Here is a 24734-nt window from a genome sequence, read left to right as displayed (position 1 = left end):
ATGTGGGCGATACTGGGATCGAACCAGTGACCTCTTCCGTGTCAGGGAAGCGCGCTACCGCTGCGCCAATCGCCCAAAGCCGCCCCACACGTTCATGGGGCCGGCTGAGGATTGAACAAAGCTGCCGAAACGCGAGGGTTTCGGCAGCTTGTCATACATGCGAGCGGTTGACGAGATTCGAACTCGCGACATCCACCTTGGCAAGGTGGTGCTCTACCAGCTGAGCTACAACCGCATGTTACTGCTGCACTACACTAACTTATTTGCATCAGTTCAACGAACCGCCAGGTTCATTGCGTGGGCGATACTGGGATCGAACCAGTGACCTCTTCCGTGTCAGGGAAGCGCGCTACCGCTGCGCCAATCGCCCAAATGCATCTCGCCACAATATACAGCAAAATACTTTGGTTCAGCCAAATGGAGGTGGGAACGGGATTCGAACCCGTGTGCACGGATTTGCAGTCCGTTGCCTCGCCTCTCGGCCACCCCACCGTGAAAACTGAACGGTGTCCTACGAGCGGTTGACGAGATTCGAACTCGCGACATCCACCTTGGCAAGGTGGTGCTCTACCAGCTGAGCTACAACCGCATAAGCATCATTTCCTGCCGTTTGCGTTTCCGCTTCGGTAGTCCGTGTTGCTGCGGTGAAAACATTACCCGAGCCCTTTCCTAAACACCAAATCGTAAGCTCCCCCGCCAGCCTGCCCGGAGCCCGAATCGACTCCGTTCGTTGAATTGGCGCGGAAGTTGGCCACAATATTCGAATTACAGGCATGTCATTTAGGGCCCGTTTTGACCCTTTTTGGGGCTTTTCGGCGAAAACGAGTTCTGAGGTGCTCGTCACATTTATCCTTTAATGTCCGACGCCGGACACCCACCAACGGCGTTTTCGCCCCACTGGCGCCACTCCCCTTAGGCGACGGGAGCAGCGGGTGGTGCACCTTCGTACGTGGCCGCCATCCGACGTGGGGCATTCGAACACGGGAAATTATGCGAGTGGGAAACTTTGGGCTATTGTTTTGAACGCACCAAGGAAGGCGCACGATCCGCCCGCGGATACGTGGACTTCATTATTTGGGCGATTGGCGCAGTGGTAGCGCGTTCCGTTCACACCGGAGAGGTCACTGGTTCGAACCCAGTATCGCCCACCCAGAGAAAAGCCCCCTGACCAGCACAAACGCTGGCCGGGGGGCTTTTTCGTGCCTGGAATCAGAGGGCAGAACAGGCGGTGCGCACCAGGCGTGCATCAAACCCGCCAGTTGTTTCGCAATAGTCATTGACAATGTGAGTCGGGGCACTATGCTAAGAAAAGTTGGGGCAGCAATGGCCCCAGGGACGAAGGGAGGTGCCTGTTGTCTATTTTTGACGATATTAAGGGCAAGGCCGAAGGACTCATCAACGGCAAGGAAGATGCCATCAAGGGTGGCATTGAAAAAGTCGGTGACGTCATCGACAGCAAGACCGGAGACAAGTTCAAGGGCCAGGTCGACCAGGCCCAGAAGGCTGCTTCCGACTTTGTCGATGGTGCGAACAAAGTGCCTTAAGCCCTTCGCCCTGTAATTGGCGTCAAGAAAGGCGTCGGTCCCGTCGAGAGACGGTTCCGACGCCTTTTCGCTTTAATAACTTTTCGAGCCGGCGCCAGAGTCTGCAACGGGTATTGGATCATTGGGGTGGTTGGACCCCAATCCCGCTTCCGGACGCAGGGATCCCGGACCCCCAAGCGGAAGGCTTGATTATTGGCCCTCGCTGACGCCCGTCCCGCGGTTATCCCACGGGTGCTGGCACAGCGGTTTCCTGTGCCTCACGGGCCAGCGCTGTCAGGCGCGAGACAGCTCGGAAGTACTTCTTCTGGTAGCCGCCCGTCATCATTTCAGGGGTGAACAGCTGGTCAAGGGGTGCGCCGCTGGCAAGGATCGGCACGTCCTTGTCGTAAAGGCGGTCGGCCAGCACCACAAACCGCAGCGCAACAGACTGTTCGGTAATGGTGTGCACATTGCGCCACACAACAGCATCGATCCCGTCCAGCAGCTGCCTGTATCTGGAGGGATGCACACCGGCCAGATGGTCCACGAGGGTGGCGAAGTCGTCAACTGCCACGGTCCGGCCGGCAAAGTCTCGGCGCATGCGTGCGTCCAGATCGCTTGCGGCCACCGGTTCCGGAGGAGTGGGCAGGCCGCGGTGGCGGAAGTCCTCACCATCGATGTGCAGGATTTCAAATTGGTCAGCCAATACCTGGATTTCGCGCTGGAAGTCAACGGCAGCGAAACGTCCATCACCCAAGGCCCCCGGCAGGGTGTTGGAGGTGGCAGCCAACTTCACTCCGGCGTCGGCCAATTCCCGCATCAATCGGGACATCAGCACCGTGTCTCCCGGATCATCCAGTTCAAATTCGTCAATGCAGACCAGCTTGTAGCTGCTGAGCGCCTCAACGGTTTTGCGGAACGACAGGGCGCCCACCAGGTTGGTGTATTCCACGAAGGTGCCGATGGCCTTGGGTCCCTCAACCTGGTGCCACAGGGAGGAGAGCAGGTGCGTCTTGCCGACACCAAATCCGCCGTCAAGGTAAATCCCGGCGCGTTTGTCCGCACCGTTGGATTTGGCCTTGCCGCCAAACAATTTCCGCAGCCCGCCCGCCGGCTTCTTCTTGGCCGCACCGTTGGCAAATCCCTGCAGCAGGGTCACAGCCTCCGACTGGGACGGCTGCGAGGGATCCGGGCGGTAGGTGTCGAAGGAGACCTCGCCAAATCGGGGCGACGGGACAAAACCCTTCAACAGTTCTTCCACCGATACTGCCGGGCGGCGGGTGGAAAGTTGTTCAACGTTTACCAAGGCAGATTTTCCGATCATGGACGAAAGTTCATCGGGCCAGTGGCGTAGCGCCCACAACCCACGCCTACAAGAATACCCACGGCATATTGCGTTTCGTTAACGCCCGGGAAGTTAAGCGCACCCCAACTCGTTACGCTCATAGACAGGAATAGCGGCCGAACCCACTTTTGCGTCCGGCACGCTAATCTGCACCTCACGGCTACGGAACGGCCCCAGATTTTCCTGGGGAGGCCCCGGCCCGAGCAGTTTATTCAGAAAGGGGCATCATGCCTGTTGCAGTTGAATCAAATGAAAAGTTCGCGGCCTACGCACACCCGGAGCGCCTGGTATCCACCGCGTGGCTGGCCGAGGCTTTGGCAGGCGGCGCCACCCAGGACGGGCGCCTCGTAGTGGTTGAGTCCGATGAGGATGTGCTCCTCTACGAAACCGGGCACATTCCCGGGGCAGTCAAGATTGACTGGCACACTGACCTGAACGACGACGTCACCCGCGACTACATCGACGGCGCGGCTTTCGCGTTGCTCGCCCAGGCCAAGGGCATCTCCCGAGACTCCACGGTCGTTGTTTACGGCGACAAATCCAACTGGTGGGCTGCGTACGCGCTCTGGGTGTTCACCTTGTTCGGGCACGAGGACGTCCGCCTGCTCGACGGAGGCCGCGACAAGTGGATTGCCGAGGGTCGCGAGCTGACCACCGACGCCACCGATACCACCCCGTCCGCCGGCTACCCGGTGGTGGAGCGCAACGACGCCCCCATCCGGGCCTACAAGGACGACGTCCTGGCCCACCTGGGCAAGCCGTTGATCGACGTGCGTTCCACCGAGGAATACACGGGCGAACGCACCCACATGCCCGCCTACCCGCAGGAAGGCACGCTGCGAGGCGGCCACATTCCCACGGCGGCATCCATTCCGTGGGCCCGGGCGGCTGCCGACGACGGCACGTACCGTTCACGTGAAGAACTCGAAGCGCTCTACCTTGACGAAGCCGGACTCGTTCCCGGCGACGACGTCGTTGCGTACTGCCGCATCGGCGAACGCTCCAGTCACACCTGGTTCGCACTGAAGTTCCTGCTGGGCTTTGAAACTGTGCGCAACTACGACGGCTCCTGGACCGAATGGGGCAATGCTGTGCGCGTCCCGATCGCCGTTGGCTCCGAGCGCGGCGCACTGCCCACCTCAAACTAATCCCCAGCCTCTCCCCGTTGTTGGGTCGCTAGCGACCCAACAACGGGGCCCCTCGAGGCTGTGGGCCCAAACACTCGAGCCGTTCCTCGGGCGCGTGGGCCCCTACATATGGACTCGTCGCGGCGTGTGGGCCCTACAGTTAACCTGCGGGCAGGAAAGCCTGTCTGTTTCGCACCCATGAGAAAAGAATCGTACGCTTTAGGTGATGACTACTTCACAAGCACTCCCCCCAGCATTGGCTGAGATCGTCAACGATTTCAAGGAACTGGAAGAACGCGACCGCCTGACACTGCTGCTCGATTTCTCCCGGACGCTGCCTCCGCTGCCGGAACGGCTCAGCAACCACCCCGAATTACTCGAGCAGGTACTGGAATGCCAGTCGCCGCTGTTCCTGACGGTTGAGTCGGAAAAGACCGACGACGGCGACATCATCCGCCTGTACTTCCAGGCACCGCCCGAGGCACCCACCACCCGCGGCTTTGCCTCCGTACTCTTTGAGGGCCTGGACGGGCTGACCGCCGAGGAAATCATGGCCGTGCCGGACGACATGCCCGAACAGTTGGGCCTCACGCGCGCCATCTCGCCCCTGCGCATGCGCGGCATGTCCGCCATGCTGGGGCGCATCAAGCGCAAAATTGCCAACGGCGTCCGCCCCGCGGCATAGCTTCCACCGTGGCGAAGAAATCTGCGGCCGGGGCCGGAACCCCAGCAACTGTTGCACTCACCAAGGCCGGCATCGCCTTCGTGGGCCACGCCTATGAGCACGACCCCGCCACCACGAATTTCGGCATGGAGGCCGCAATAGTCCTGGGTCTCGAGCCGGGGCGGGTGTTCAAGACGCTCATGACCGATGTTGGCGGGACCCTGGCGGTGGCCATCGTCCCCGTCAGCGGCACCCTTGACCTCAAAGCACTGGCCCACGCACTAGGCCACAAAAAGGCCGCCATGGCGGATCCCGCGTTGGCGCAGCGACGCAGCGGCTATGTCCTGGGCGGCATTTCTCCCGTGGGGCAGCGCCAGCACTCCCCCACAGTCCTGGACGAATCGGCCCTTGCCCACGACAGCATCTTCGTCTCCGGCGGCCGCCGCGGTTTCGACATCGAGCTGGCCCCTGCAGACCTGATCACCATCACGAACGCCACAACGGCCCCCATCGGCCACCCGTCCGCTTAACAAACGGATACGCAGAAAAGGGCGCAAATCACCGCGAAATCGCATTTTTCGCCGTTTTCTTGGGCCACGCCGGCAGGGTTCCCTGGCCGAGGTACGAGGTTAGGGTGCCGGTGGGGGTGTCAGTTCGCATTCGCTTGGCCGCACGCGCCAGGCCTTAGTGGCGGGGCAGGCTGTGGCGCCCCAGACGCGGGCGCAGCCATGTTTCAACCACGTTTTCCCAGCGGTCGGGGTCCACGTTCCATTCCTTCGTGTGCCGGGCCTTGCTGAACGGTTCAAAGGTGACCATTTCCGGGTTGCGGCGGGCAAGTTCGGCGGTTGGTTCGTACGGTACAAAGTCGTCGTCGATGCTGTGCAGGATCAACGACGGCGTCCGCAGCTCGACTGCCCGGCTCACCCAGTCCATGGCCTTGAAATCGACGGGAGCGGCCAGCCCCGTGATGCGCCGCCCCAGTGGATGGCTGAGCATGAGTTCGCCGTATTTGCCCACATAGTTGGGGATCCTGTTGAGCTGTGCCTGGTGGGCCAGCACATCGACCCAGTTGATGACGGGGGCGTCGAGCACCATGGCCAGCACGTGCTTCCTGTTCCGGGCCAGGTCGGCGGCTTGCAGGCTGATGGCACCGCCCATGGAGTAGCCAAATAACACCACATCCTTGGCGCCGTGGGCGATGGCGTAGTCGATGGCCACTTCGACGTCGGCCCACTCGGTGACCCCGAGCCCATACCTGCCGTCGGGCGCATCGGGGGCATCGCCGTCGTTCCTGTAGGAGATCAGCAGCGCGTTCATGCCAAGCCGGTGCGCGGTGGGAACGGCGCGCAGACCCTCATTGCGCCGGGCGCCGCGCCCGTGCACCATGATGGCCCAGGTGGCGCAGGGATTTAGCACAGGAATGTACCAGGCGGGTGCCGGACCGCCGGGAAGGGACAGCTCCACCTCCGAGAAATCCAGGCCCAGCTGGCCCGGATCTGAGTACAGGCTGCCCGACCACCAGCCAGCAGTTGCCGTGCGCAGCTCGCCGCCATGGACGGAGAGAACTTCGCGGGTGACGCTGCCTTCGCGGGGCACATAGGAGAGGATCCGCCCGATGACGGCGTGGGCGCTGCTGTCGTTAAAGTAGAGCCCATACGTGCCGTCGATGATGGTGTCCGGCGTTGCCTCCAGCACCACCTGCAGCGCGGGTCCGTCGGCAATGACCGCCAGGATGGCGACGTCGTCGACCCGGTGTTTCTCGGGGGTGACGACCCGCCGCGCAAAGAATGCGGCAAGCCCCGAGGTGGCGGTGACCACCACGGCGGCGCAGGTGCCCGCTGCTGCGGCGCCCAGGGCACCCCACTTGAGCCATGAACGTGACTGCGTTTCTGAGGAAGCCATGCCCCCATTCTGCCCACGGTGCCGGGCCGCGTCGAGCGGCTCACCGGGCGTTTGCGTAACTTTCTTCGCACAACTTGGTCAACGGCAATGGTTTCTGGTGCAGGGGAGCCTATGCTGGTGCCATGAGCGAGGCGATCATTATCCTGACCGAAGAACCATTAACCTCCGTCGATGTCGGTAACATCACCGATTTATACGGGCCGGGTGACGACGTTGAGCTGGTGCTGCTTGTTCCATCGGACACCAAACGTAATTTGTTTGTGGATGTCATCGACCAGCTGACCATGCTTGATTTGCCCGGTGCACTGCGCGAATTCCGCGAACAGCCCGACGCCCAGGCCCGCCTCCTTGAAGCCCAAGACATACTGGCGCTTTCCCTGGCGGCCCTGGCCGAAGGTGGCGCGCGTGCCTCAGGCGCTGTTGCCGAGGGCGACGCCGTTGCCTCCCTCGTGGCCAAGGTCACCGACACCGGGGCCCGGCAGGCGGTGGTGGTCACGCGCCCGCATGCCGTCGCGGACACCTTCCGCCAGGACTGGGCGCACCAGGCACAGCGCAAACTGGGACTGCCGGTTTTGCATCTGTACTCGGATTCGGGATTTATTGGCGACTCCTGAGCGTTGTGCAATATATGAACTCTCCTGAATTTTCCCCTGCCGTAACCAAGACCGACGACGAATGGCGCGAAGAACTCAGTCCGGCCGAATATCAGGTACTTCGCCAGGCGGGCACCGAGCGCCCCTTCACGGGCGAGTACTGGGACTCCATGCAGGAAGGCGTGTACGCGTGCCGTGCCTGCGGCGCCGAACTGTTCACATCCAAGGAGAAGTTCTCCTCACACTGCGGCTGGCCGTCCTTCTTTGCACCCCTGGCAGATGGCACCGTGAGGTACCTGCACGACAAGTCCCTCGGCATGGAACGCATTGAGGTGCGCTGCACAGCCTGCGATTCCCACCTGGGCCACCTGTTCAAGGGCGAAGGCTACGACACCCCCACGGATGAACGCTTCTGCATCAACTCAGTCTCGCTGACGTTGAAGGAAGCCTGACCTTAAGCCTGCGGGAAGGCCCACGCCAGCTGGCGCCCACGCGGCCCACAAGCCTCCGAGCATGAGAGTTACTTATGCTCGGAGGCTTTTCTCATTAGTCCTACTCTTCCATTGCTACGCTCACAGGAAGGCCGTGAGGCACAGCCGCGGAAGGAAACGAACTATGAACATCACCATCGAAAACACCGACCAGGGCACCACCTTTGACTACTCCACTTTGACACTGGATCCGACCTGGCTCGGGCTCAAGCACGCGGCCACAGAGCTGCAGTCGATGCAGGCGAAGGACGGCTCCGTTCCCGAAACTGGCGACCACGCAGCGGCGGCTCAGCTCATCGACGACATCAAGGCCTCCATCGCGGAGCTTGCCCCGCACTTCCCCCACGATGCCCGCTACCTGGAACTGCTGGGCGCCGACTTCAGCAAGTGGGTGGACGCCGGGCTGGGCGTGCCGGACTTCCTTGACTCGCTGCTAGCCTTCCACCCGCAGGAGCACCGCATCAACGGCCTCGGTCACCTGGTGGTGTTCCCCATGTACACCCAAAACGGCTCCACCTCCCGCCTCGTGGAGGCGGTCCTGGTGGAGGTGATCTGGCCCGAATTCATTGGCGAACTCGAGGCCGAACACTACTCCAACAAACTCTTCGTGCCCCTGCGCTTCCTTGACTTCACGCCGGGCTACAACACCAACTCGGCCGTACTGTTCCCGGAAAGTGTTGCCGTCCGCGAAACTCCCAGCTTCACGTGGGGTGCCATCTTCCAGGACAGGGAAGCCGCCCGCTTCCGTCGCGTGGTCCGGGAGGCAGCTGCGGTGACGCGGCTCGATTTGCCGTCGGACGCCGTCGCACTTCTGGAAGACCAGGAACTGACGCAGGAAACGTTCGTCATGTGGGACCTCATCCACGACAGGACCCACATGCGCGGTGACCTGCCGTTTGACCCGTTCATGATCAAACAACGCATGCCGTACTTCCTGTACTCGCTCGAGGAACTGCGCTGCGACCTCACCGCATACCGCGAATCGGTGGCCGTGGAAGCTGACGCGACGGCGTCCCCCGAGGCACGCAGGCACGCGAAACTGGTCCAGTATGCCGTCATTTTCGACAGGATTTTCCGCTTCGCCATCACCGGATCGCGCGTGCGCAATTACGACGGGCTCGGCGGGCAGCTGCTCTTCGCCTGGCTGCACCAACACCATGTACTGCACTGGACAGACACGAAACTGACCATTGACTGGCCGCAGGTGCCGGAGGTCGTGATCGCGTTGGGGCACGAGATCGAGGAGCTGTACTGGCGCTCGATCGACCGCCCCAAGCTGGCACATTGGCTCGCCGCCTACGAGCTTGTCTCGGCCACCCTCACCCCGAACCCGGCCTCGACCTGGGCCAAGGGTCCTACCGCCCTGCCGCTGAGCGCCCCGCTGCGCGAAATCACCGACCAGGTCATGGACGACGAATTCCCGCTCTCCATGTTTTACGAGGCGCTGAACAAAAAAATGCGCGGCGTTATCGAATCCACCGCCGGCATTACCGGCACCAGTGCCGCCTAGCAAAGGTACTGTTGGAAGCATGAACAGTCCCTTGATTTTGATTGCCGGCGGCAGCAGCGCCGCCGGCGTCGCCGTGGCCGGTGCCCTATTGGGCGCCGGCATGCGCGTGCTCACTGTAGGGTCCGACGCCGGACGCATCAGTGCGGCGGCCGGTCTCACCCCCGGCGCCGTCCCCCTCGTGTGCAATTTGGCCGATCCCGAGGACGTTGCCGAGCTGGCCTCCGACATCCGGGAAGGCTACGGACCGATTGACGGCCTCATCCACCTGGTTGGCGGCTGGCGCGGCGGCGCAGGGCTCACCGGGCAGTCCGACGCCGACTGGGAGTTTCTGCACACCTCCGTGCTCACCACGCTGCGCAACACGAGCAGGGAGTTTTACGGCGACCTTTCCGCCTCCCCCGTGGGCCGGCTGGCCATCGTTTCCTCGACCACGGTGACCGCTCCTGGCGCCGGAGATGCGAACTACGCCGCCGTGAAGGCCGCGGCTGAAACGTGGGTGCGCTCGGTGGCGGCCGGGTTCACGCAGGACGCCCGCAACGCAGCGGCACCTGCTGTGGCGGCTCCTGGCGAAGGGGCCAGGGAAGGTGCCAGGGAAGGCGACGGGAAGGCGGAAGGCGGGGCGGCCGCCGTCGTACTCGTTGTGAAGGCACTCGTGGATGAGGGCATGCGCACGCGCTCCCCCGAACGGCGCTTCCCTGGATTTACCGACGTGGCGGTGCTGGGGCAGGCCCTCGTGGACCTGTTTGGCACGCCGGCGGCCGGCATCAATGGTGCACGGCTGCTTCTTGACACCATTTCCTGACATATTTCCACTGCAGAAAGACAACTAGTGAGCACTGGCAACAAATTTGAAATGCTTCATGACCCCGAGTTAATGAGCTTTGCCTCGGATAATTATTCGGGCTTCCATCCGGAGGTTCTGGCGGCGGTGGCCGCGGCGAACGGCGGGCACCAGGTGGCGTACGGCGAGGATGTTTACACGGCCCGGCTGCATGAGGCGATGGGTTCGCTGTTTGGGCGGCCGGTCGAGGTGTTCCCTGTTTTCAATGGCACGGGGGCCAATGTGGTGGGCCTGCAGTCGCTGCTGCCTCGGTGGGGTGCTGTTGTGTGCGCGGCAACGGCCCACATCAACATGGATGAAAACGGTGCCCCCGAACGCGTGGGCGGCATGAAACTGTTGGCCGTGCCCACACCCGACGGCAAGCTGACGCCCGCGCTCATTGACAAGGAGGCCTGGGGATTCGGCGACGAACACCGCGCCCAGCCCCTCGCCGTATCCATCACCCAGACCACCGAGCTGGGAACCTGCTACACCCCGGACGAGGTGCGCGCCATCTGCGAGCATGCGCATTCGCTGGGCATGAAGGTGCACATGGACGGTGCCAGGCTGGCCAACGCCGCCGCGTTCCTTGGTGTGCCGGTGCGTGAGTTCACCTCGGATGCCGGCGTGGATGTGCTCTCCTTTGGCGGGACCAAGAACGGGATGATGTTCGGCGAGGCGGTGGTGGCCCTGAACCCCTCTGCTTGTGACGGGCTGATCTACCTGCGCAAGATGAACATGCAGCTCTCCTCCAAGATGCGCTTCATCTCGGCCCAGTTCCTGGCCCTGCTCACCGACGACGTCTGGCTGCGCTCCGCCCGCCACTCCAACGCCATGGCGGCCAGGCTGCGGACGGCCGTTGCCAACCTGCCGGGCGTGGAATGCACCCAGGCCACTGAGGCCAACGGTGTCTTTGCCGTCCTGCCCGAGGGTGTGGCCGACCGGCTGCGCAGCACGTTCCGCTTTTACGACTGGGACGCTGCCGCGCGGGAGGTCCGCTGGATGTGCTCCTATGACACCTCGGAGGCCGATGTTGACGCGTTCGCGGCAGCCCTGAAAGTGGAACTGGGGGGCTGATCACCATGCAACAAATTCTCCCTGCCCTGGCCGGGCTCTTTGCTGTGGCCACCGTGGTGCTGGGTATTGTCGGCCTGTTCGGCGGTCAGGGAATCAGCCCCTTGGCACTCGTGAGCCTGCTGATCGCATTGGTCTTGCTGACGGTATTTTTCGCTGTCCGCCAAAAGGATGCCGCGAAAAAGTAACCGGGCTGCCGCCTTTCCCGTTGTGGCAGCCGCATTGAGGCGCGAACAGCTCCGCGGCCGAGCCGTGGAGCCAACACGGCTGCGCCGCTGCAGGCTCGCTCCGGCGCGCCTGCAGCGGTTTCCGCCGCCGCCGTCATAGCCTGCCAGTGTGAGCCCCCTACCTGAGCTGCCGGCTGAGTTCCACAGCGCCCTGGCCTCCTTGCGCGATGCCCGGCACCGCAGTGAATTGACGCTTGCCGAAGTTCCGGCGCCCGCCCGGCTGGCACCCTTTGGTGTCGCCATCGGCGCCGAAGTCCGCCTTGAGGGCGAGGAAATGGCCACGGGCCGCTTCATCCTGCTGCACGATCCCCACGGCTCGGAGCTGTGGGGCGGCAAGTTCCGGATCGTCACCTACATCCGCGCAGAGCTGGAATCCGACATTGGCAACGACGCCCTGCTGGGCAACGTGGCCTGGGCTTGGCTCGTCGAGGCACTGGAATCCCAAGGCGCCCAATACAGCAACGCCGGCGGCACGGCGACCAGGATCCTCTCCGAAAGCTACGGTGCACTTGCGGCCCGGCCTGACTCCATCGACCTTGAATTAAGGGCCTCCTGGACCCCCGAGGGCACCTCGATGACGAGCCAGCTTGAGGCCTGGGCCAACATTGTATGCACCTTTGCCGGCCTGCCGCCGGTGCCCGACGGCGTGACGCTGCTGTCACCGCGCCGCAGAAAATCCTAGCCGTTGCACCCCGGAAGCCGCCCGCACCCTTTCCCCTGCACCTTCCCAGCCCACCCTGCCACCCTGCCACCCTGCCACCCTGCAGACGCTCGCTCAGATCCGGGGCACTTTCCCCAGACGCTCGCTCAGATCCGGGGCACTTTCCCAAGACGCTCGCTCAGATCCGGGGCACTTCGACAGATCCTTCGTCACCTCGCTACGGGGTGTATCCCCAATCCCTCCCCCTCCCGGGCGCGGAAACTTCAGCACCCTCTGCGGGAGCCACGAACCGTACCCAGCACCGGCCGGGCACATGACAACCACTGATCAACATGCCATTGGACCGAATGCTTTGGCTGTTCGGTAGACTAAATACATCATGACTAACCCAACTTCAAGCGCCCACAGCCGCGCAAGGGCCAAAATGTCCACAACGCACCAGGGCACCCCTTCCGGCAAACACTCCGTCAGCACAGGCGGGACCAGCACGGAAGTGGCCGCAGAACCGCTCACCTCAGTCCTCATTGACGGAGTGCAGGTTGAATTGGGCACCCTCCCAGAGCTTGTCGACCTGGACATGCCCCGGGACGGGATTCCCGCCGTCGTGGATACCGAACCCGCCTTGCGCCGGTGCGCTGCGGCTCTCGCCGCGGGCCACGGACCGGCCGCCGTTGATACCGAACGGGCCTCCGGATTCCGGTACGGACAGCGCGCCATGCTCGTGCAAATCCGCAGAGAAGGCGCAGGTACCTGGCTGATCGACCCCGAGGCCTTCCCAGAACTGACCATCATTGACGAGGCCTTGCGCGGGGTGGAGTGGATCCTGCACGCCGCCAGCCAGGATCTGCCATGCCTTGCCGGGGTGGGCATGTGGCCGGACAAGCTTTTCGACACCGAACTTGCCGCCCGCATCGCCGGACTGCCTCGGGTCGGGTTGGGTGCTGTGGTCGAATCCCTGCTGGGATTCCACCTGGCCAAGGAACATTCAGCCGCCGACTGGTCCACCCGCCCCCTGCCCGAGCCGTGGCTGCGCTACGCGGCACTGGATGTCGAGGTGCTGGTTGATCTCGAGGAAGAACTGCTCGCCCTGTTGGAAGACAGCGGCAAGCTTGAGTATGCAGCCCAGGAGTTCCAACACCTGATCGACGCCGGCGTGCCAGCACCTCGCGTTGACCCGTGGCGCCGCGCGTCAGGCTCGCACACCATCCGCAACCGGGTCCAGCTGGCCGCCGTCCGCGAACTTTGGTACACCCGGGAAAAGCTGGCTGAGCACCGCGATATCGCCCCCGGGCGCCTCATTCCGGACTCCGCCATCATCGCCGCAGCCAAGGGCATGCCCACCACTGTCCCCGCCCTTCTCGCGTTGTCCGGTTTTCACGGCCGCGCCGCCAAGCGCGATGCCCCCAAATGGCTGCACGCCCTCCAGAGCGCCAAAAACAGCACCGACCTGCCACCCCTGCAGGTCTCCAACAACACTCCCCCTCCGCCGCGCGTGTGGGCCGAGCGCGACCCCCAGGCGGCTGCTCGTTTCTCCACCGCCCGCAACCGGCTGGCCGAGTTGTCGGAGGAATTGACCATTCCCGCTGAGAACATTTTGACTCCGGACTACCTGCGCCGCATTTGCTGGCGCCCGCCGGCCGAGTTCACGGTGGAGAGCATTTCCGGCGCCCTTGCTGAATTGGGCGCCCGCCCCTGGCAGATCGAAAAGATGACCCCGCTGCTGGCAGACGCATTCAACAACCCCGACGCGCTGGAGCCCAAAAAGCCCAAGCACGAGGACGAGTAGCCTCACCGCCCACCGCTCGCTCACATCAGGGGCAATATTCACCAACGCTCGCTCAACCACAGAGCGGGCGTTTGGCGTTAAAGCCCAGGGCCTGCGGGAGCATTTCGGCTGGATGCTCCATTGGAGAGCGAGCGTTTGGATTTTAACCCCCGGATGTGAGCGAGCGTTTGGATTTTAACCCCCGGATGTGAGCGAGCGTTGGTAGGGGGTAACGGAAGCGATTTGGCCTGCAAGTTACTGACAAGTAACATGAGATGCGACACATCCGCCGCAATGGCCTCTAGGCTGGCGGTATCCGTTGCACGCAATCGAGGAGCTAGACGTGAGCCAAAATCGGCAGATCAGGGACGTGGTCTTTGTTGACGGCGTTCGCACACCTTTTGGCCGGGCCGGCGAGAAGGGCATCTACGCAAACACCCGCGCCGACGACCTGGTGGTGAAATGCATCCGTGAATTGATGCGCCGCAACCCGTCCCTGCCCGCCGAACGCATTGATGAGGTCGCCATCGCCGCAACGACCCAGACCGGCGATCAGGGCCTGACCATCGGCCGGACCGCAGCACTGCTGGCCGGGCTGCCGCAGTCGGTGCCGGGCTTTGCGATCGACCGCATGTGTGCGGGAGCCATGACGGCCGTGACGACGACGGCGTCGGGCATTGGCTTTGGCGCCTACGACGTTGTCATCGCCGGAGGCGTGGAGCACATGGGTCACCACCCCATGGGTGCCGGCGCCGATCCGAACCCGCGCTTCATGTCCGAACGCATCGTTGACCCGGCCGCACTGAACATGGGCAACACGGCCGAAAACCTGCACGACCGTTTCCCGTTGATCACGAAGGATCGCACCGACGCATACGCCGTGGCCAGCCAGAACAAGCTCGCCGCCGCCTACACCAAGGACCAGATCCAGCCCGACCTGGTCCCTGTTGCCACACTCAAGCCCGGAGCCGGTTGGACCGTAAATTCCGTTGATGAGCCGCCGCGTCCCGGCACCACCCTTGAGGACCTTGCTGCGCTGCGCACCCCGTTCCGTGCCCACGGCCGGGTCAGTGCCGGCAATGCCGCAGGCCTGAACGACGGCGCGACGGCGGCCCTGCTTGCCTCCGCCGAAGCGGCCGCCGAGCTGGGACTGCCCGTCAAAATGCGCCTTGTCAGCTACGCTTTCGCCGGCGTGGCACCCGAGGTCATGGGGATCGGCCCTGTCCCCGCCACCGAGAAAGCACTGCGTCTGGCCGGTCTGGGCATCGAGGACATTGGCCTGTTTGAAATCAACGAGGCCTTCGCAGTCCAGGTGCTCAGCTTCCTCGACCACTTCGGCATCGCCGACGACGACCCCCGCGTCAACCGTTACGGCGGCGCCATCGCCGTGGGCCACCCGCTCGCCTCCTCCGGGGTGCGGCTCATGAACCAGCTGGCCCGCCAGTTCGAGGAAGACCACTCGGTGCAGTACGGCATCACCACCATGTGCATCGGCCTCGGCATGGGCGCCACCGTCATCTGGGAAAACCCGCACTTTACTGCGGCCGACGTCTCAGGCTCAAGCAACTCAACCGAAGGGAGCGCAGCATGAGCGCCCAGGACTTCTCAAGGCGCGCAGCAATGTTCCCCGACGAGGTGGTGACCCACTCGTACGTGCAGGACATTGCAATGCCCGGCGTTGACGGCGCCCCGAGCGCCGGAACTTTTGCCCTCATCACCCTCGACAACGGCTTGGACCACCGCCGCCCCACCACCCTGGGCCCCAACACGCTCGTGGAATTCGGCACCCTCTTGGAGGCCCAGCGCGAACGCGCCGCCCGAGGCGAGATCAAGGGCGTCGGCGTCACCGGCAAGCCCTTCTTCCTGGCAGCCGGCGCTGATCTTTCCGCCGTGAAGAGCCTCACGGACCCCAACGCAGCACTCTGGATGGCACAGCTGGGCCACGACGTCTACTCCACCCTGAATGATCTGGGTGTGCCCAGCTTTGTGTTCATCAACGGCGTTGCCCTGGGTGGCGGCCTCGAAATAGCGTTGAACGCCAACTACCGCACCGTCTCCTCCGGTGCCGGCGCCCTGGCCCTGCCCGAGGCGTTCCTTGGCCTGGTCCCCGGCTGGGGCGGGGTGTACCTGCTCCCCCGCCTGATCGGCCCGGCCAACGCCGTGCAGGTCATGATTGAAAATCCGCTGTCCAACAACCGCACGCTCAGCGGCCCGGCAGCCTTCAAGCTCGGCATCGCCGATGCCGTGTTTGAGCCCGCCGATTTCATTGAACAGTCGCTGAACTGGGCGGCCCGCGTCCTGGCCGGCGCCGAAAGCCCCAGCCGGCCCAACGCGGTGACCGAACCGCTGAGCGAGGAAAACAGCGCGGCCTGGGATGCCGCCGTCGTGCGTGCCAAGAAGTTTGTGGAGGCCAAGACCTCCAACGCGGCGCCCGCCCCGGCGAAGGTGATCGAACTGCTGGAAAAGGGCAAGCATTGGACCAAGGCGGAATCGTTCGCGGCCGAGGATGCGGCGCTGGCCGAGCTCATGGGCACGCCGCAGTTCAAGGACACCGTGTACGCATTCCTGGACCTGGTGCAGAAGCGGGCCAAGAAGCCGGCCGGTGCACCGGATCCGAAGCTGGCGCGCCCCGTCACGAAGGTCGGCGTGGTGGGTGCCGGGCTGATGGCCGGGCAGTTTGCGCTGCTGCTTGCCCGGCAACTGAAGGTGCCGGTGGTCATGACGGACATTGACCAGGAACGGGTGGACAAGGGCGTGGCGTACGTCCATGGCGAGGTCGACAAGCTGCTCGCCAAGGGCCGGATCAGCCAGGACGCGGCGAACCGCACCAAGGCATTGGTCACCGGTTCGGCCACGAAGGACGTGTTTGCCGACGCCGACTTCGTGATCGAGGCAGTCTTTGAGGAGCTGAACGTCAAGAAGGCCGTGTTTGCCGAGGTGGAGGCCATCGTCTCCCCCGAGTGCATCCTGGCCACCAACACCTCCTCGCTCTCTGTCACAGCCATGGCCGAAGATTTGAAGCACCCCGAACGCCTGGTGGGCTTCCACTTCTTCAACCCCGTGGCACTCATGCCGCTGCTGGAGATTGTGCGTGCTCCCAAGACCGACGACGCCGCCCTCGCCACCGCGTTCGCCACCGCCAAGGCGCTGCGCAAGACCGCCGTGTTGGTCAAGGATGCGGCAGCGTTCGTCGTGAACCGGGTGCTGCTGCGCCTCATGGCCGAGGTCTCCCAAGCCTTCGACGAGGGCACCGACGCGCACACCGCCGACACCGCACTGCGCCCCATGGGCCTGCCCATGACCCCGTTCACGTTGCTCGCCATGGTCGGCATCCCCGTGGCCCAGCACGTCACGGAGTCGCTGCACGCGGCGTTCGGCGACCGCTTCCACGTCTCCGCCAACCAGCAGGCGCTCATCGACGCCGGCAAGAAGGGGCTGTGGGAGACTACCGCGGACGGTGCCGTGGAGATCCCCGCCGACACCCTGGCCCTGCTTTCCTTTGGCGATTCTCCCTCCACGGGTGAGGAGCTGCTGGCCAAGACGCAGGATGCACTGGCCGAGGAGATTGGCCTCATGCTCACCGAAGGCGTTGTGGCGGCCCCGGAAGACATCGACCTCTGCATGATTCTCGGCGCGGGCTGGCCCATGCACCTGGGCGGCATCACGCCGTACCTGGACCGCGTGGGTGCCTCCGAGCGGGTCAATGGGAAGCCGTTCCACCCCGCCGTGTAGCTGTCCCAAAACCAGTACGACGCCGGCCCCCCGCCTTGGCTGCCAAGGTGCGGGTCCGGTGTCGTGCTGGGTTAAGCGGCGGTGGCCGGGTGGGCCGTTTGGCTTTCAGGCAGTCACAACTGAAAGAATGGGGCATGACTTTTGAGCCTTCCCTGACCCGCCGTTCCACCTTGCGCGCCACCACCGCGGTCACCGGCGCCGCCTGCGCGCTCGCCCTGGTGGGCTGTTCGCCGTCCGCTGCTGACATTAAGAAGAAGGGCAAGACGGCCGCCGACATCCCCACGGGCGGAACGCCGCACCAGGTGGGCAAACTGGCTGATCTGCCCGTGGGAACCACCGCCGCGGCGACCGCCGGCGACGTCGAGGTCATGCTGTTCCGCGCCGATGAAGAGACCGTCCTGGCGTACACCGACATCTGCACGCACGCCGGCTGCAAGGTGGCCCCGCATGGGGAAGACTTTAAGTGCCCGTGCCACAGCACGGTGTTCAAGGGCAGCGACGGAACGGTGGTGTCGGGCCCGGCGAAGGAAGCACTGCCGCGCTTTGCCGCAGCCATCGACGGCGAATGGATCACCGTTTCGGTGTAGCGCAGACCGGGCGGCCCGTCGGCACCCAGGGTGGGCCGGGCGCCGTCGAACTTCCTAAAATAGCGCGACGTGCGGGACCTTCGGGAAGATCGCGTCAAGTTCGGCGAGGTCCGCGGGAGTGGGCTGCCACGAGGCGGCGCGGGCGTTTTCGCGCACCTGTTCGGGCCTCGTTGCGCCGGCTATCACGCTGGCCACCGATTTTTGCGCCGCCAGCCAGCTGAACGCGACCTGCACCTCGGTGAGCCCGCGGTCGGCGGCAAAGTCACCAAAGGCCTTGAGCTGGTCCAGGTCGGCGCCTTCCACCATGTGCTGGCGCGTGTAGCTCAGCCGGCTGCCCTCGGGTGCCTGGCCGGCGCTGTACTTGCCTGTCAGCAGTCCGTTGGCGAGCGGGTAGTACGGCATGACGCCCAGCCCGTAGGCCTCAGCGGCCGGAGTGACTTCGAGTTCGGCGCGGCGGTCCAGCAGGTTGTAGTGGTTTTGGCTGGCGATGAAGCGGCTGCCGCCGGAGATCCGTGCCGTAAATTCGGCCTCGGCAATCTGCCAGCCGGCCATGTTTGAGTGTCCCAGGTACAGCACCTTGCCCTGCTTGACCAGGTCGTCCAGCGCTGCGAGCGTCTCGCTGACGGGGGTGAGCAGATCCGGGGAATGGTAGTAGTACAGGTCGATGTGCTCGGTGTTCAGCCGCCGCAGCGACGCCTCCACGGAGGCCAGGATGTACTTGCGCGAGCCGCGGCGGCCCCAGTCCACGCCGTTCGCGCCTCCTGCGTCGAGGCCAAACTTGGTGGCCAGCACAATGTTTTCGCGTTCCCTGCCCAGCGCTTTGGCCAGCATGGTTTCGCTCTGCCCGGCGTAGGAGCCGTACATGTCGGCCATGTCAAAGAGCGTGATGCCTTCTTCCAACGCGGCATGCACGACGGCGTCCGTGCCCTCCTGTGTCTGGGTCACCGACCCCGTGCGGCCCAGGTTGTTGCACCCGAGCCCCACGGTGGAAACGGTCAATCCGGAACGCCCAACCTGGCGGTACTCAATGTGGTTCTCAGTCATGTACCCACAATAGCCAACGCCGACTGCCTGCCCCACACGAACGCTCGCGCAGATCTGGGGGACTTTTGACGCTCGCTCGCTCATCCAGTGAGCGAGCGTTCGTCAAAACCCACCCTCTAGTGAGCGAGCGTTCGGGTAGAGTGCCCCGGATCTGAGCGAGCGTTGGGTTACAGGCTGAAGGCGGTGCCGCCCGTGGCACTGTGCTTGGCGCGCAGGGCAGCAGGTTCGTCGATGGGGCCGGTGGCGACAGTCAGCTTCGTGTAGTCGAGCTTTTCCTCGCGGATGCAGACCTTGACGTTGGCCACTGCGCGGGCCGCATCCGGGGCGATGATGTAGACGTTGAGCTTGCCCAATCCGTGCCCGGCCGCCGTGAACTCGATCTTTTCCAGCACACCGCTGCCGCGCCACGCCAGGTGTGCGGTCAGGGTCTCCTTCACCCGGTGGGCCAGGTGCTTGTCGCGGTCGCTGACGCGGTCGCTCTTGAGCGCAAACTGGGCCACCACAAGTGACTGTTCGTCCCTGGTGAGTTCGGCGTAGCCGTCCGCGGCGCACTGTTCCGCGAAGGCTGCCAGCATGGCCTCGGCGCCTTCCACGGTGTCCACGGGCGCGTCCTTGGACGTGCTGATGTGCCCCACGGTTCCGTGGTTGACAACAAAGAAAACCTCGGGCGCAGCGCCTCCGGGCTCCTCCGTCTCTCCGGCTCCCCCGGCGTCAACCCACGCTTCACGGAAAACCAGGGCTCCGTCGTCGTCCCTCTTGAACATGCGCACAATGTTGGGGTCCAAACCCGCCAAAATGGTCTCGTTAATCAGCTCGCTCATGCTGGTTGCAGCATCCTTCCTTGGGTGAACCAGGCCGCCTCGCGGCCGTCGAATGGGGCATGTCCGGCAGCCACGGCCTCGGCGAGGTCCGCGCAGGCGGCCAACATGGCCGTGCGCAGCTCTTCCGGATAGGAGAACTTCACGCTGTGCTCGGCAAACTCGTCCTCGTCATCGATGAACAGGCCTCGGGATTTGGTGCGGATGACGTCCAGGTCCATGTCGATCATGTGGAACTCGACGACGGACGGGCGGATGCGGTGCCAGGCCAGGTCAATGGCCAGGTCGATGTACAGTTCCACGCCGTTGGGGTGCGAGTCGTCGTAAAACGTGGCCACCCAATCGCCGGTGTACGGGATGAGCAGGATGGCGTCCGACTCGGTGTAGAGGGCCGCGCCCGGGCGGGAAATGAACTCGCCGGTGTCTTGGAATACCCAGTGCCCGTGTTCGTCGGCGCCTAGGTAACGGCCCGGGACGACCCAGTGGGCGCCGCCGTCGTACTTGCGATTGCGGGCCACCACCAGGTCCCCGGGCCGGGGCGCGTCCTGCAGCGGATCAGCCGTCGGCACAGTTTCGGACGCCGTCACAGGATTGGCATCTGCCCGGTGCGCGGGGCGGGCTGGCCGGGCAGGGGGCGGGCGAAGGGAACCTTGGTGCCAAGGACCTGTTCGACGACGTCCTGCGCCACCCGCTGTGCCGTTAGGCCCACACGGTCCAGAACTTCGCCGCGGCTGCCGTGGACCAGGAACTCCACCGGCAGCCCCACCTCATTCAGGGCCGTGTCGATGCCGGCCGCGCGCAGTTCCTGGCGGATGCGCGAGCCCACGCCGCCAACCCGGACGCCGTCTTCGATCACAATGACGATGCGGTGCTGGGAGGCGAGCTGCACGATGGATCGCGGCACGGGCATGACCCACCGCGGATCGACCACGGTGGAGCTGATGCCCTGGTGGCCAATCCGCTGCGCAACATCAAGGGCGAGTTCGCTCATGGCGCCCACACTGACAATGAGGACATCGGTCTGCGGGTCCCTGGCGGCACCCGGCATGTCGTGGTGGGAGCGGGCCAGGACGTCAACGCCGTCGTACAGGCGCTCAAGTGCCACCACTTCCGGACCAACCTTGCCCTTTGAGTAGCGCACAACGCTGGGTGCGTCGGCGATGGCCACGGCCTCGCGGAGCTCCTCCCGCAGCCTTTCGGCGTCGCGGGGTGCGGCAAGGTGCAGGCCCGGCACGATTTGCAGCATGGACAGATCCCACATGCCATGGTGGCTGGGGCCGTCGGGCCCTGTAACGCCGGCGCGGTCCAGCACTATCGTCACTCCGGCCTTGTGCAGGGCAACATCCATTAGCAGCTGGTCAAAGGCCCGGTTGAGGAACGTGGCGTAAATGGCCACGACCGGGTGCATGCCGCCGAAGGACAACCCCGCCGCCATGGTCAAGGCGTGCTGCTCGGCAATGCCAACATCGATGACCCGGTCAGGAAATTTCTCGGCAAACTTGTCCAGCCCCACCGGCAGCAGCATGGCTCCGGTGATGGCGACGATGTCATCACGTTCCTCGGCGATCCTGGTTATTTCCTCACCAAAAACACCGGTCCACGACTTGCCACCGGGCGCCTCGACCGACGCACCGGTCTCGGGGTTGATGACACCGACTGCATGGAACTGGTCGTTGACGTCGGCACGTGCGGGCGCGTAGCCGCGTCCCTTCTCGGTGAAGGCGTGCACGATGACGGGCCCGCCAAAGTTCTTCGCCGTGATCAGGGCTGCTTCCATGGCTTTTTCGTCATGGCCGTCAACGGGGCCAATGTACTTCATGCCCAGGTCGTCAAAGAGGCCCTGGGGGGCCCACCAGTCCTTCACACCCTTTTTCGCTGCGTGCAGGCTCTTGTAGATGAAGCGGCCGGCGGCGTTGCCGTCCTGCAGGCGCTTCTTACCCCAGTCCATGGACGCTTCGTACTTCTGGTGGGTGCGCACCTGGTCGATGGCAGGGCGCAGGGAGGCCAAATAGTCGGCGACGCCACCCACAGTTGGCGCGTAAGAGCGGCCGTTGTCGTTGACGACGATGACGACCTTGCGGTCCTTGTCAGCGGCGATGTTGTTGATGGCTTCCCATGTCATGCCGCCGGTCAGGGCGCCGTCACCAATGACGGCAACCACATAGCGGTCATGGTCGCCCTTAAGCTGGTGGGCGCGGGCTATGCCGTCAGCCCATGACAGGGACGAGGATGCGTGGGAGCTTTCAACAATGTCGTGGTCCGATTCGGCCCGGTCCGGGTAACCGGACAGACCGCCCTGCTGGCGGAGCGTGGAAAAGTCCTGGCGGCCGGTGACCAGTTTGTGGACATACGATTGGTGCCCCGTGTCGAACACGACGCTGTCGCGGGGCGAATCAAAGACCCGGTGGATGGCCAGTGTCAGTTCAACAACGCCAAGGTTGGGTCCCAGGTGCCCGCCCGTTTGGGACACATTGGCAATCAGGAAGTCACGAATTTCTTGGGCCAGGATTTCCATTTGGCCCTCGCTGAGCTTGCTCAGGTCACGCGGATGCGTGATGGTTTCTAAAAGTCCCATTGGTACCTCCCGGGTGCACAGTCAACGTCTAACAATATCGCGTCCCGCCGGGCTGCGTGTGCCGGGAACCGCCGGTGCGGGGAATAATGACACCGATCCCGCCATCTGAACCCGGGATCCCGGTGTCCGAAAGCGGGATCGGTGTCGGAAAGCACGTTGCCGTCGGCAGCTGTCACCCACAGTGTCCCGACGGGCCCTACTTTGCGGGTTCAAAGGACCAGGCCGGATCAACGGGCCCGTGGAGCATGCCCGGGTCCTGGGAAACGGTAGTGGAACGCTGTTTGGCACCACCAAAGTGGTGCCAAACAGCCCGTGTCAGATACAGCCGTCACAGCTCACTAGTGGAGATCGGACTCCGTAAACAGTTCACGGTGCCCTTCTACAGTCTGGGCACCTGCTGCTGCGCCCGGGCTTTTCAGCAGCGTCATTTTGGAAGCCGCGGCCGCCCCGGCAACACCCGTGGCCGCTGCAGCGCCGGTCTGTGCAACTGTTGCAGCCAGCTTGCCTGCAGCCGCCCCTGCAGCATCGCGCTTGTCCCAGACAGCCCGCATGGCCACGGACATCTTGCGCCGAAAAATGAAGGCAAACGCTGCGGCTGCCAGTAGGACCAGCACCAGGACGCCCAGGAAAATGAGTCCCGAGAGCGTGGGTCCAGAGATAACGACAGCAATTTTACTGGCTTCCTCGAGCCCGCTTACGATGAGCTTGTTGCCACTGAACTCCTTGCTTGGATCCGTCGATTCCGAAGACACAAAACGGTACATTGCGGGTAGCTCTAGGCTGGTTTTCACAGCTTCCGTGACACCGCCACTGGCCAAGCCATCGGCCAGGGGAAGATACTGCTGCACCGTGGAATCGGGCCACAACGCCCATCCTCCGGAAACGGTTCGTTCAAGCACGGCGCCAGGGACGTAGGACTGGATCTTTTTGTTATACACCTCAATGCTGTCGGCTTGCACGACAGCTTTGTAGGTGGTGGCATCCTCACCAGCAACAACTTCAAAAGTCCCGGTGTCGTCGTTTGGGGCAAGCAGATCCTCAAATGCGGTCCCGACTCGTGCCACGCTCTCTGCGGAAACCACAAACTCAAAGGTCTGTGTTACCCCGCCATTGAATCCCAACACGGTATTGACAACCATGGACTGCAGCGGAGTTGCCCGTTCGAACACGAGACGATAGTCCTGGCTCGACAGCGTGACTGTCTGCGGCTCCGGACCGTTTAGATTTTGTGCAGCTTCCGATGGACCGCTGACATAGTCCCATTCAGCCGGGACGATGAAAGTTTGTACTGCGGGTATTCCTGAAGGAGAGCAGATGCTTGCACAATCGGTGGTGCCCGTGAGTGTGGTCCTGAGCAATGTCGGATTCGAGGGCGCAGGGACCTCCTCAAGAGCGTAGTTGCTCCTTTCCGAGCCCAACGCCTGATTGGTTGCAGCGTTAAGTTCCGCAAGGCTGGCAGCCTTAAACGTCAAGGTCCAGCCATCCGCAAAGGATCCGGTGTCGAAGGTCTCGTCTAGGACACCCCCTTCGGGGGTCGCCTTGGCCAGGAACTCATCAAGTTTCTTGCCGAGGCTTGCCCGGCGCCCTTCGGCCATCAGATAGGTAATCACCTGGGAGAATGTTTTATCCGACGCGATGGTGGTCGCCAACTTGATCTGTCCGAATCCGTTGTCTGCCACTTCCGTGACTGACAACATATTGCCCGAACTGTATTTCTTACCGTTGAACAAGACCTGGGAATCGCCGGTGCTTGAAAGCACGCTGTCTTTATTGTCCAGCGAGATTACCCCGTCCCCAACCAAGCCGGCACCCAGCCAGCGGATGAGATCACTCGAGGTGAAATTCTCATCAATGGTCAGCCCGGAGACGAAAACAGAGTCTTCAATACCGATCCTGGTCTCGGGTTCAGTCTCGGAGTTGCTGGCGCGCAGCAGTGCCGTTACCTTCTCCACATAATTCTTCTCGGAATCAAAGTTCAGCGTAAAGGTGACCTGGACGTTTTCTGTCCCAACTTCGGTCCCCCCGTAGTTGAGTTCGGCCGGAAGGTGTTTGCGGATGCTGGCATCAATCGCGTCCACCCCTCCCGTAACATGCGATTCAATATCTGAGTTGGAGATCTTGGCTGTGATAGTCCGAGTCCCCTTGACCCCGTCCTGCAAATCAAACACGGTATCGACCTCGGCACCACAAGCGCTGATGAGGAAGACCAATGCGACCAAAAGTCCGGTATAAACACGTGCCCTGAAGCCTTGGTGACGTTTGCCTGTAGTTTTCAT

General features: G+C 63.5%; 22 protein-coding genes and 6 tRNA genes. 16 read left to right on the top strand and 12 right to left on the bottom strand.

The window, feature by feature from the left end:
• Nucleotides 1-3: 3 nt before the first annotated feature.
• The 5 genes from art_RS01350 to art_RS01330 form a co-directional block, all read right to left on the bottom strand.
• Nucleotides 4-75, bottom strand: a tRNA-Val gene (locus tag art_RS01350).
• A gap of 87 nt (nt 76-162) precedes the next feature.
• Nucleotides 163-235, bottom strand: a tRNA-Gly gene (locus tag art_RS01345).
• Between the two features lie 63 nt (nt 236-298).
• Nucleotides 299-370: transfer RNA gene (locus art_RS01340), tRNA-Val, on the bottom strand.
• Between the two features lie 48 nt (nt 371-418).
• A tRNA-Cys gene (locus tag art_RS01335) sits at nt 419-492 on the bottom strand.
• 24 nt (nt 493-516) lie between these two features.
• Nucleotides 517-589: transfer RNA gene (locus art_RS01330), tRNA-Gly, on the bottom strand.
• 487 nt (nt 590-1076) lie between these two features.
• On the opposite strand from art_RS01330, the gene art_RS01320 reads away from it, so the two are divergent.
• A tRNA-Val gene (locus art_RS01320) sits at nt 1077-1148 on the top strand.
• 204 nt (nt 1149-1352) lie between these two features.
• A complete protein-coding gene (locus art_RS01315) occupies nt 1353-1544 on the top strand; it encodes an antitoxin (RefSeq protein ID WP_038462053.1) in 192 nt (63 codons plus the stop codon).
• 220 nt (nt 1545-1764) lie between these two features.
• Here art_RS01315 and zapE read toward each other — a convergent pair whose 3' ends face one another.
• Entirely contained in the window at nt 1765-2829 is a 1065-nt protein-coding gene (gene zapE / locus art_RS01310) for a cell division protein ZapE (RefSeq protein WP_038468182.1), read from the bottom strand.
• Between the two features lie 266 nt (nt 2830-3095).
• Here zapE and art_RS01305 point away from each other — a divergent pair, with 266 nt between their 5' ends.
• The 3 genes from art_RS01305 (at nt 3096) to ybaK (ending at nt 5189) form a co-directional block, all read left to right on the top strand.
• Nucleotides 3096-4016, top strand: coding sequence for a sulfurtransferase (locus art_RS01305; RefSeq protein ID WP_038462051.1), 921 nt, complete (start codon nt 3096-3098; stop codon nt 4014-4016).
• Between the two features lie 205 nt (nt 4017-4221).
• Complete coding sequence (locus art_RS01300) at nt 4222-4680, top strand: SufE family protein (RefSeq protein WP_038462049.1); 459 nt, start codon at nt 4222-4224, stop codon at nt 4678-4680.
• 8 nt (nt 4681-4688) lie between these two features.
• Nucleotides 4689-5189: a Cys-tRNA(Pro) deacylase gene (gene ybaK, locus art_RS01295; RefSeq protein ID WP_038462047.1), complete on the top strand. Its 501-nt coding sequence runs from the start codon at nt 4689-4691 to the stop codon at nt 5187-5189.
• A 154-nt stretch (nt 5190-5343) separates the two neighbouring features.
• On the opposite strand, the gene art_RS01290 is transcribed toward ybaK, so the two are convergent.
• The gene (locus art_RS01290; RefSeq protein WP_052135877.1) at nt 5344-6561 is read right to left on the bottom strand and encodes a S9 family peptidase; all 1218 of its coding nucleotides are present in this window, start codon (nt 6559-6561) and stop codon (nt 5344-5346) included.
• A 122-nt stretch (nt 6562-6683) separates the two neighbouring features.
• On the opposite strand from art_RS01290, the gene art_RS01285 reads away from it, so the two are divergent.
• The 11 genes from art_RS01285 (at nt 6684) to art_RS20700 (ending at nt 18021) form a co-directional block, all read left to right on the top strand.
• A complete protein-coding gene (locus art_RS01285) occupies nt 6684-7175 on the top strand; it encodes a hypothetical protein (RefSeq protein ID WP_038462045.1) in 492 nt (163 codons plus the stop codon).
• Between the two features lie 14 nt (nt 7176-7189).
• Nucleotides 7190-7606 (top strand): peptide-methionine (R)-S-oxide reductase MsrB, encoded by a 417-nt coding sequence (msrB, locus tag art_RS01280; RefSeq protein WP_038462042.1) that lies wholly within the window; start codon nt 7190-7192, stop codon nt 7604-7606.
• A gap of 163 nt (nt 7607-7769) precedes the next feature.
• A complete protein-coding gene (locus tag art_RS01275; RefSeq protein ID WP_253901431.1) occupies nt 7770-9155 on the top strand; it encodes a DUF6421 family protein in 1386 nt (461 codons plus the stop codon).
• 19 nt (nt 9156-9174) lie between these two features.
• Nucleotides 9175-9957 carry an SDR family NAD(P)-dependent oxidoreductase gene (locus tag art_RS01270; RefSeq protein WP_038462040.1) on the top strand — a complete coding sequence of 261 codons (783 nt, stop codon included), beginning with the start codon at nt 9175-9177 and terminating at the stop codon, nt 9955-9957.
• 51 nt (nt 9958-10008) lie between these two features.
• Entirely contained in the window at nt 10009-11052 is a 1044-nt protein-coding gene (locus art_RS01265; protein ID WP_038468174.1) for a low specificity L-threonine aldolase, read from the top strand.
• 5 nt (nt 11053-11057) lie between these two features.
• The gene (locus art_RS01260; RefSeq protein ID WP_038462038.1) at nt 11058-11237 is read left to right on the top strand and encodes a hypothetical protein; all 180 of its coding nucleotides are present in this window, start codon (nt 11058-11060) and stop codon (nt 11235-11237) included.
• Between the two features lie 148 nt (nt 11238-11385).
• Nucleotides 11386-11958, top strand: a complete 573-nt coding sequence (locus tag art_RS01255; RefSeq protein ID WP_038462035.1) for a DUF3000 domain-containing protein — start codon at nt 11386-11388, stop codon at nt 11956-11958.
• Nucleotides 11959-12316: 358 nt separating this feature from the next.
• Complete coding sequence (locus tag art_RS01250) at nt 12317-13723, top strand: HRDC domain-containing protein (RefSeq protein WP_253901430.1); 1407 nt, start codon at nt 12317-12319, stop codon at nt 13721-13723.
• A 322-nt stretch (nt 13724-14045) separates the two neighbouring features.
• A complete protein-coding gene (locus tag art_RS01245; RefSeq protein WP_038462033.1) occupies nt 14046-15293 on the top strand; it encodes an acetyl-CoA C-acyltransferase in 1248 nt (415 codons plus the stop codon).
• A complete protein-coding gene (locus art_RS01240; protein WP_038462031.1) occupies nt 15290-17434 on the top strand; it encodes a 3-hydroxyacyl-CoA dehydrogenase NAD-binding domain-containing protein in 2145 nt (714 codons plus the stop codon). Before art_RS01245 ends, art_RS01240 begins: the two co-directional genes overlap by 4 nt.
• Before the next feature lie 134 nt (nt 17435-17568).
• Nucleotides 17569-18021 (top strand): Rieske (2Fe-2S) protein, encoded by a 453-nt coding sequence (locus art_RS20700; RefSeq protein WP_052135876.1) that lies wholly within the window; start codon nt 17569-17571, stop codon nt 18019-18021.
• 54 nt (nt 18022-18075) lie between these two features.
• Here art_RS20700 and art_RS01230 read toward each other — a convergent pair whose 3' ends face one another.
• From art_RS01230 to art_RS01210, 5 genes are all read right to left on the bottom strand, one after another.
• The gene (locus art_RS01230; protein ID WP_038462029.1) at nt 18076-19065 is read right to left on the bottom strand and encodes an aldo/keto reductase; all 990 of its coding nucleotides are present in this window, start codon (nt 19063-19065) and stop codon (nt 18076-18078) included.
• Between the two features lie 167 nt (nt 19066-19232).
• On the bottom strand, nt 19233-19886 hold the full coding sequence (locus tag art_RS01225) for a hypothetical protein (protein ID WP_052135875.1): 654 nt from the start codon (nt 19884-19886) through the stop codon (nt 19233-19235).
• Complete coding sequence (locus art_RS01220; protein ID WP_253901429.1) at nt 19883-20470, bottom strand: DUF402 domain-containing protein; 588 nt, start codon at nt 20468-20470, stop codon at nt 19883-19885. The genes art_RS01225 and art_RS01220 overlap by 4 nt, the downstream gene beginning before the upstream one ends.
• Nucleotides 20467-22458 (bottom strand): 1-deoxy-D-xylulose-5-phosphate synthase, encoded by a 1992-nt coding sequence (dxs, locus tag art_RS01215; protein WP_038462027.1) that lies wholly within the window; start codon nt 22456-22458, stop codon nt 20467-20469. The genes art_RS01220 and dxs overlap by 4 nt, the downstream gene beginning before the upstream one ends.
• A gap of 338 nt (nt 22459-22796) precedes the next feature.
• Nucleotides 22797-24734: a hypothetical protein gene (locus art_RS01210; protein WP_157875087.1), complete on the bottom strand. Its 1938-nt coding sequence runs from the start codon at nt 24732-24734 to the stop codon at nt 22797-22799.

The organism is Arthrobacter sp. PAMC 25486, from assembly GCF_000785535.1.
In the GTDB taxonomy this organism is placed as follows: Bacteria; Actinomycetota; Actinomycetes; order Actinomycetales; family Micrococcaceae; genus Specibacter.
The sequence above is the reverse complement of the archived record's forward strand: the minus strand, read 5'-3'. Positions and strand labels throughout refer to the sequence as shown.

Bases quoted from the DNA above. Each gene is read 5' to 3' on its own strand.
- art_RS01265 (WP_038468174.1), top strand. From the start codon at position 10,009: ATGCTTCATGACCCCGAGTTAATGAGCTTTGCCTCGGATAATTATTCG.
- art_RS01260 (WP_038462038.1), top strand. From the start codon at position 11,058: ATGCAACAAATTCTCCCTGCCCTGGCCGGGCTCTTTGCTGTGGCCACC.
- art_RS01285 (WP_038462045.1), top strand. From the start codon at position 6,684: ATGAGCGAGGCGATCATTATCCTGACCGAAGAACCATTAACCTCCGTC.
- art_RS01240 (WP_038462031.1), top strand. From the start codon at position 15,290: ATGAGCGCCCAGGACTTCTCAAGGCGCGCAGCAATGTTCCCCGACGAG.
- art_RS01305 (WP_038462051.1), top strand. From the start codon at position 3,096: ATGCCTGTTGCAGTTGAATCAAATGAAAAGTTCGCGGCCTACGCACAC.
- art_RS01230 (WP_038462029.1), bottom strand. From the start codon at position 19,065: ATGACTGAGAACCACATTGAGTACCGCCAGGTTGGGCGTTCCGGATTG.
- art_RS01250 (WP_253901430.1), top strand. From the start codon at position 12,317: ATGACTAACCCAACTTCAAGCGCCCACAGCCGCGCAAGGGCCAAAATG.
- art_RS01270 (WP_038462040.1), top strand. From the start codon at position 9,175: ATGAACAGTCCCTTGATTTTGATTGCCGGCGGCAGCAGCGCCGCCGGC.
- art_RS01290 (WP_052135877.1), bottom strand. From the start codon at position 6,561: ATGGCTTCCTCAGAAACGCAGTCACGTTCATGGCTCAAGTGGGGTGCC.
- art_RS20700 (WP_052135876.1), top strand. From the start codon at position 17,569: ATGACTTTTGAGCCTTCCCTGACCCGCCGTTCCACCTTGCGCGCCACC.
- art_RS01275 (WP_253901431.1), top strand. From the start codon at position 7,770: ATGAACATCACCATCGAAAACACCGACCAGGGCACCACCTTTGACTAC.
- art_RS01300 (WP_038462049.1), top strand. From the start codon at position 4,222: ATGACTACTTCACAAGCACTCCCCCCAGCATTGGCTGAGATCGTCAAC.
- dxs (WP_038462027.1), bottom strand. From the start codon at position 22,458: ATGGGACTTTTAGAAACCATCACGCATCCGCGTGACCTGAGCAAGCTC.
- msrB (WP_038462042.1), top strand. From the start codon at position 7,190: ATGAACTCTCCTGAATTTTCCCCTGCCGTAACCAAGACCGACGACGAA.
- art_RS01225 (WP_052135875.1), bottom strand. From the start codon at position 19,886: ATGAGCGAGCTGATTAACGAGACCATTTTGGCGGGTTTGGACCCCAAC.
- art_RS01210 (WP_157875087.1), bottom strand. From the start codon at position 24,734: ATGAAAACTACAGGCAAACGTCACCAAGGCTTCAGGGCACGTGTTTAT.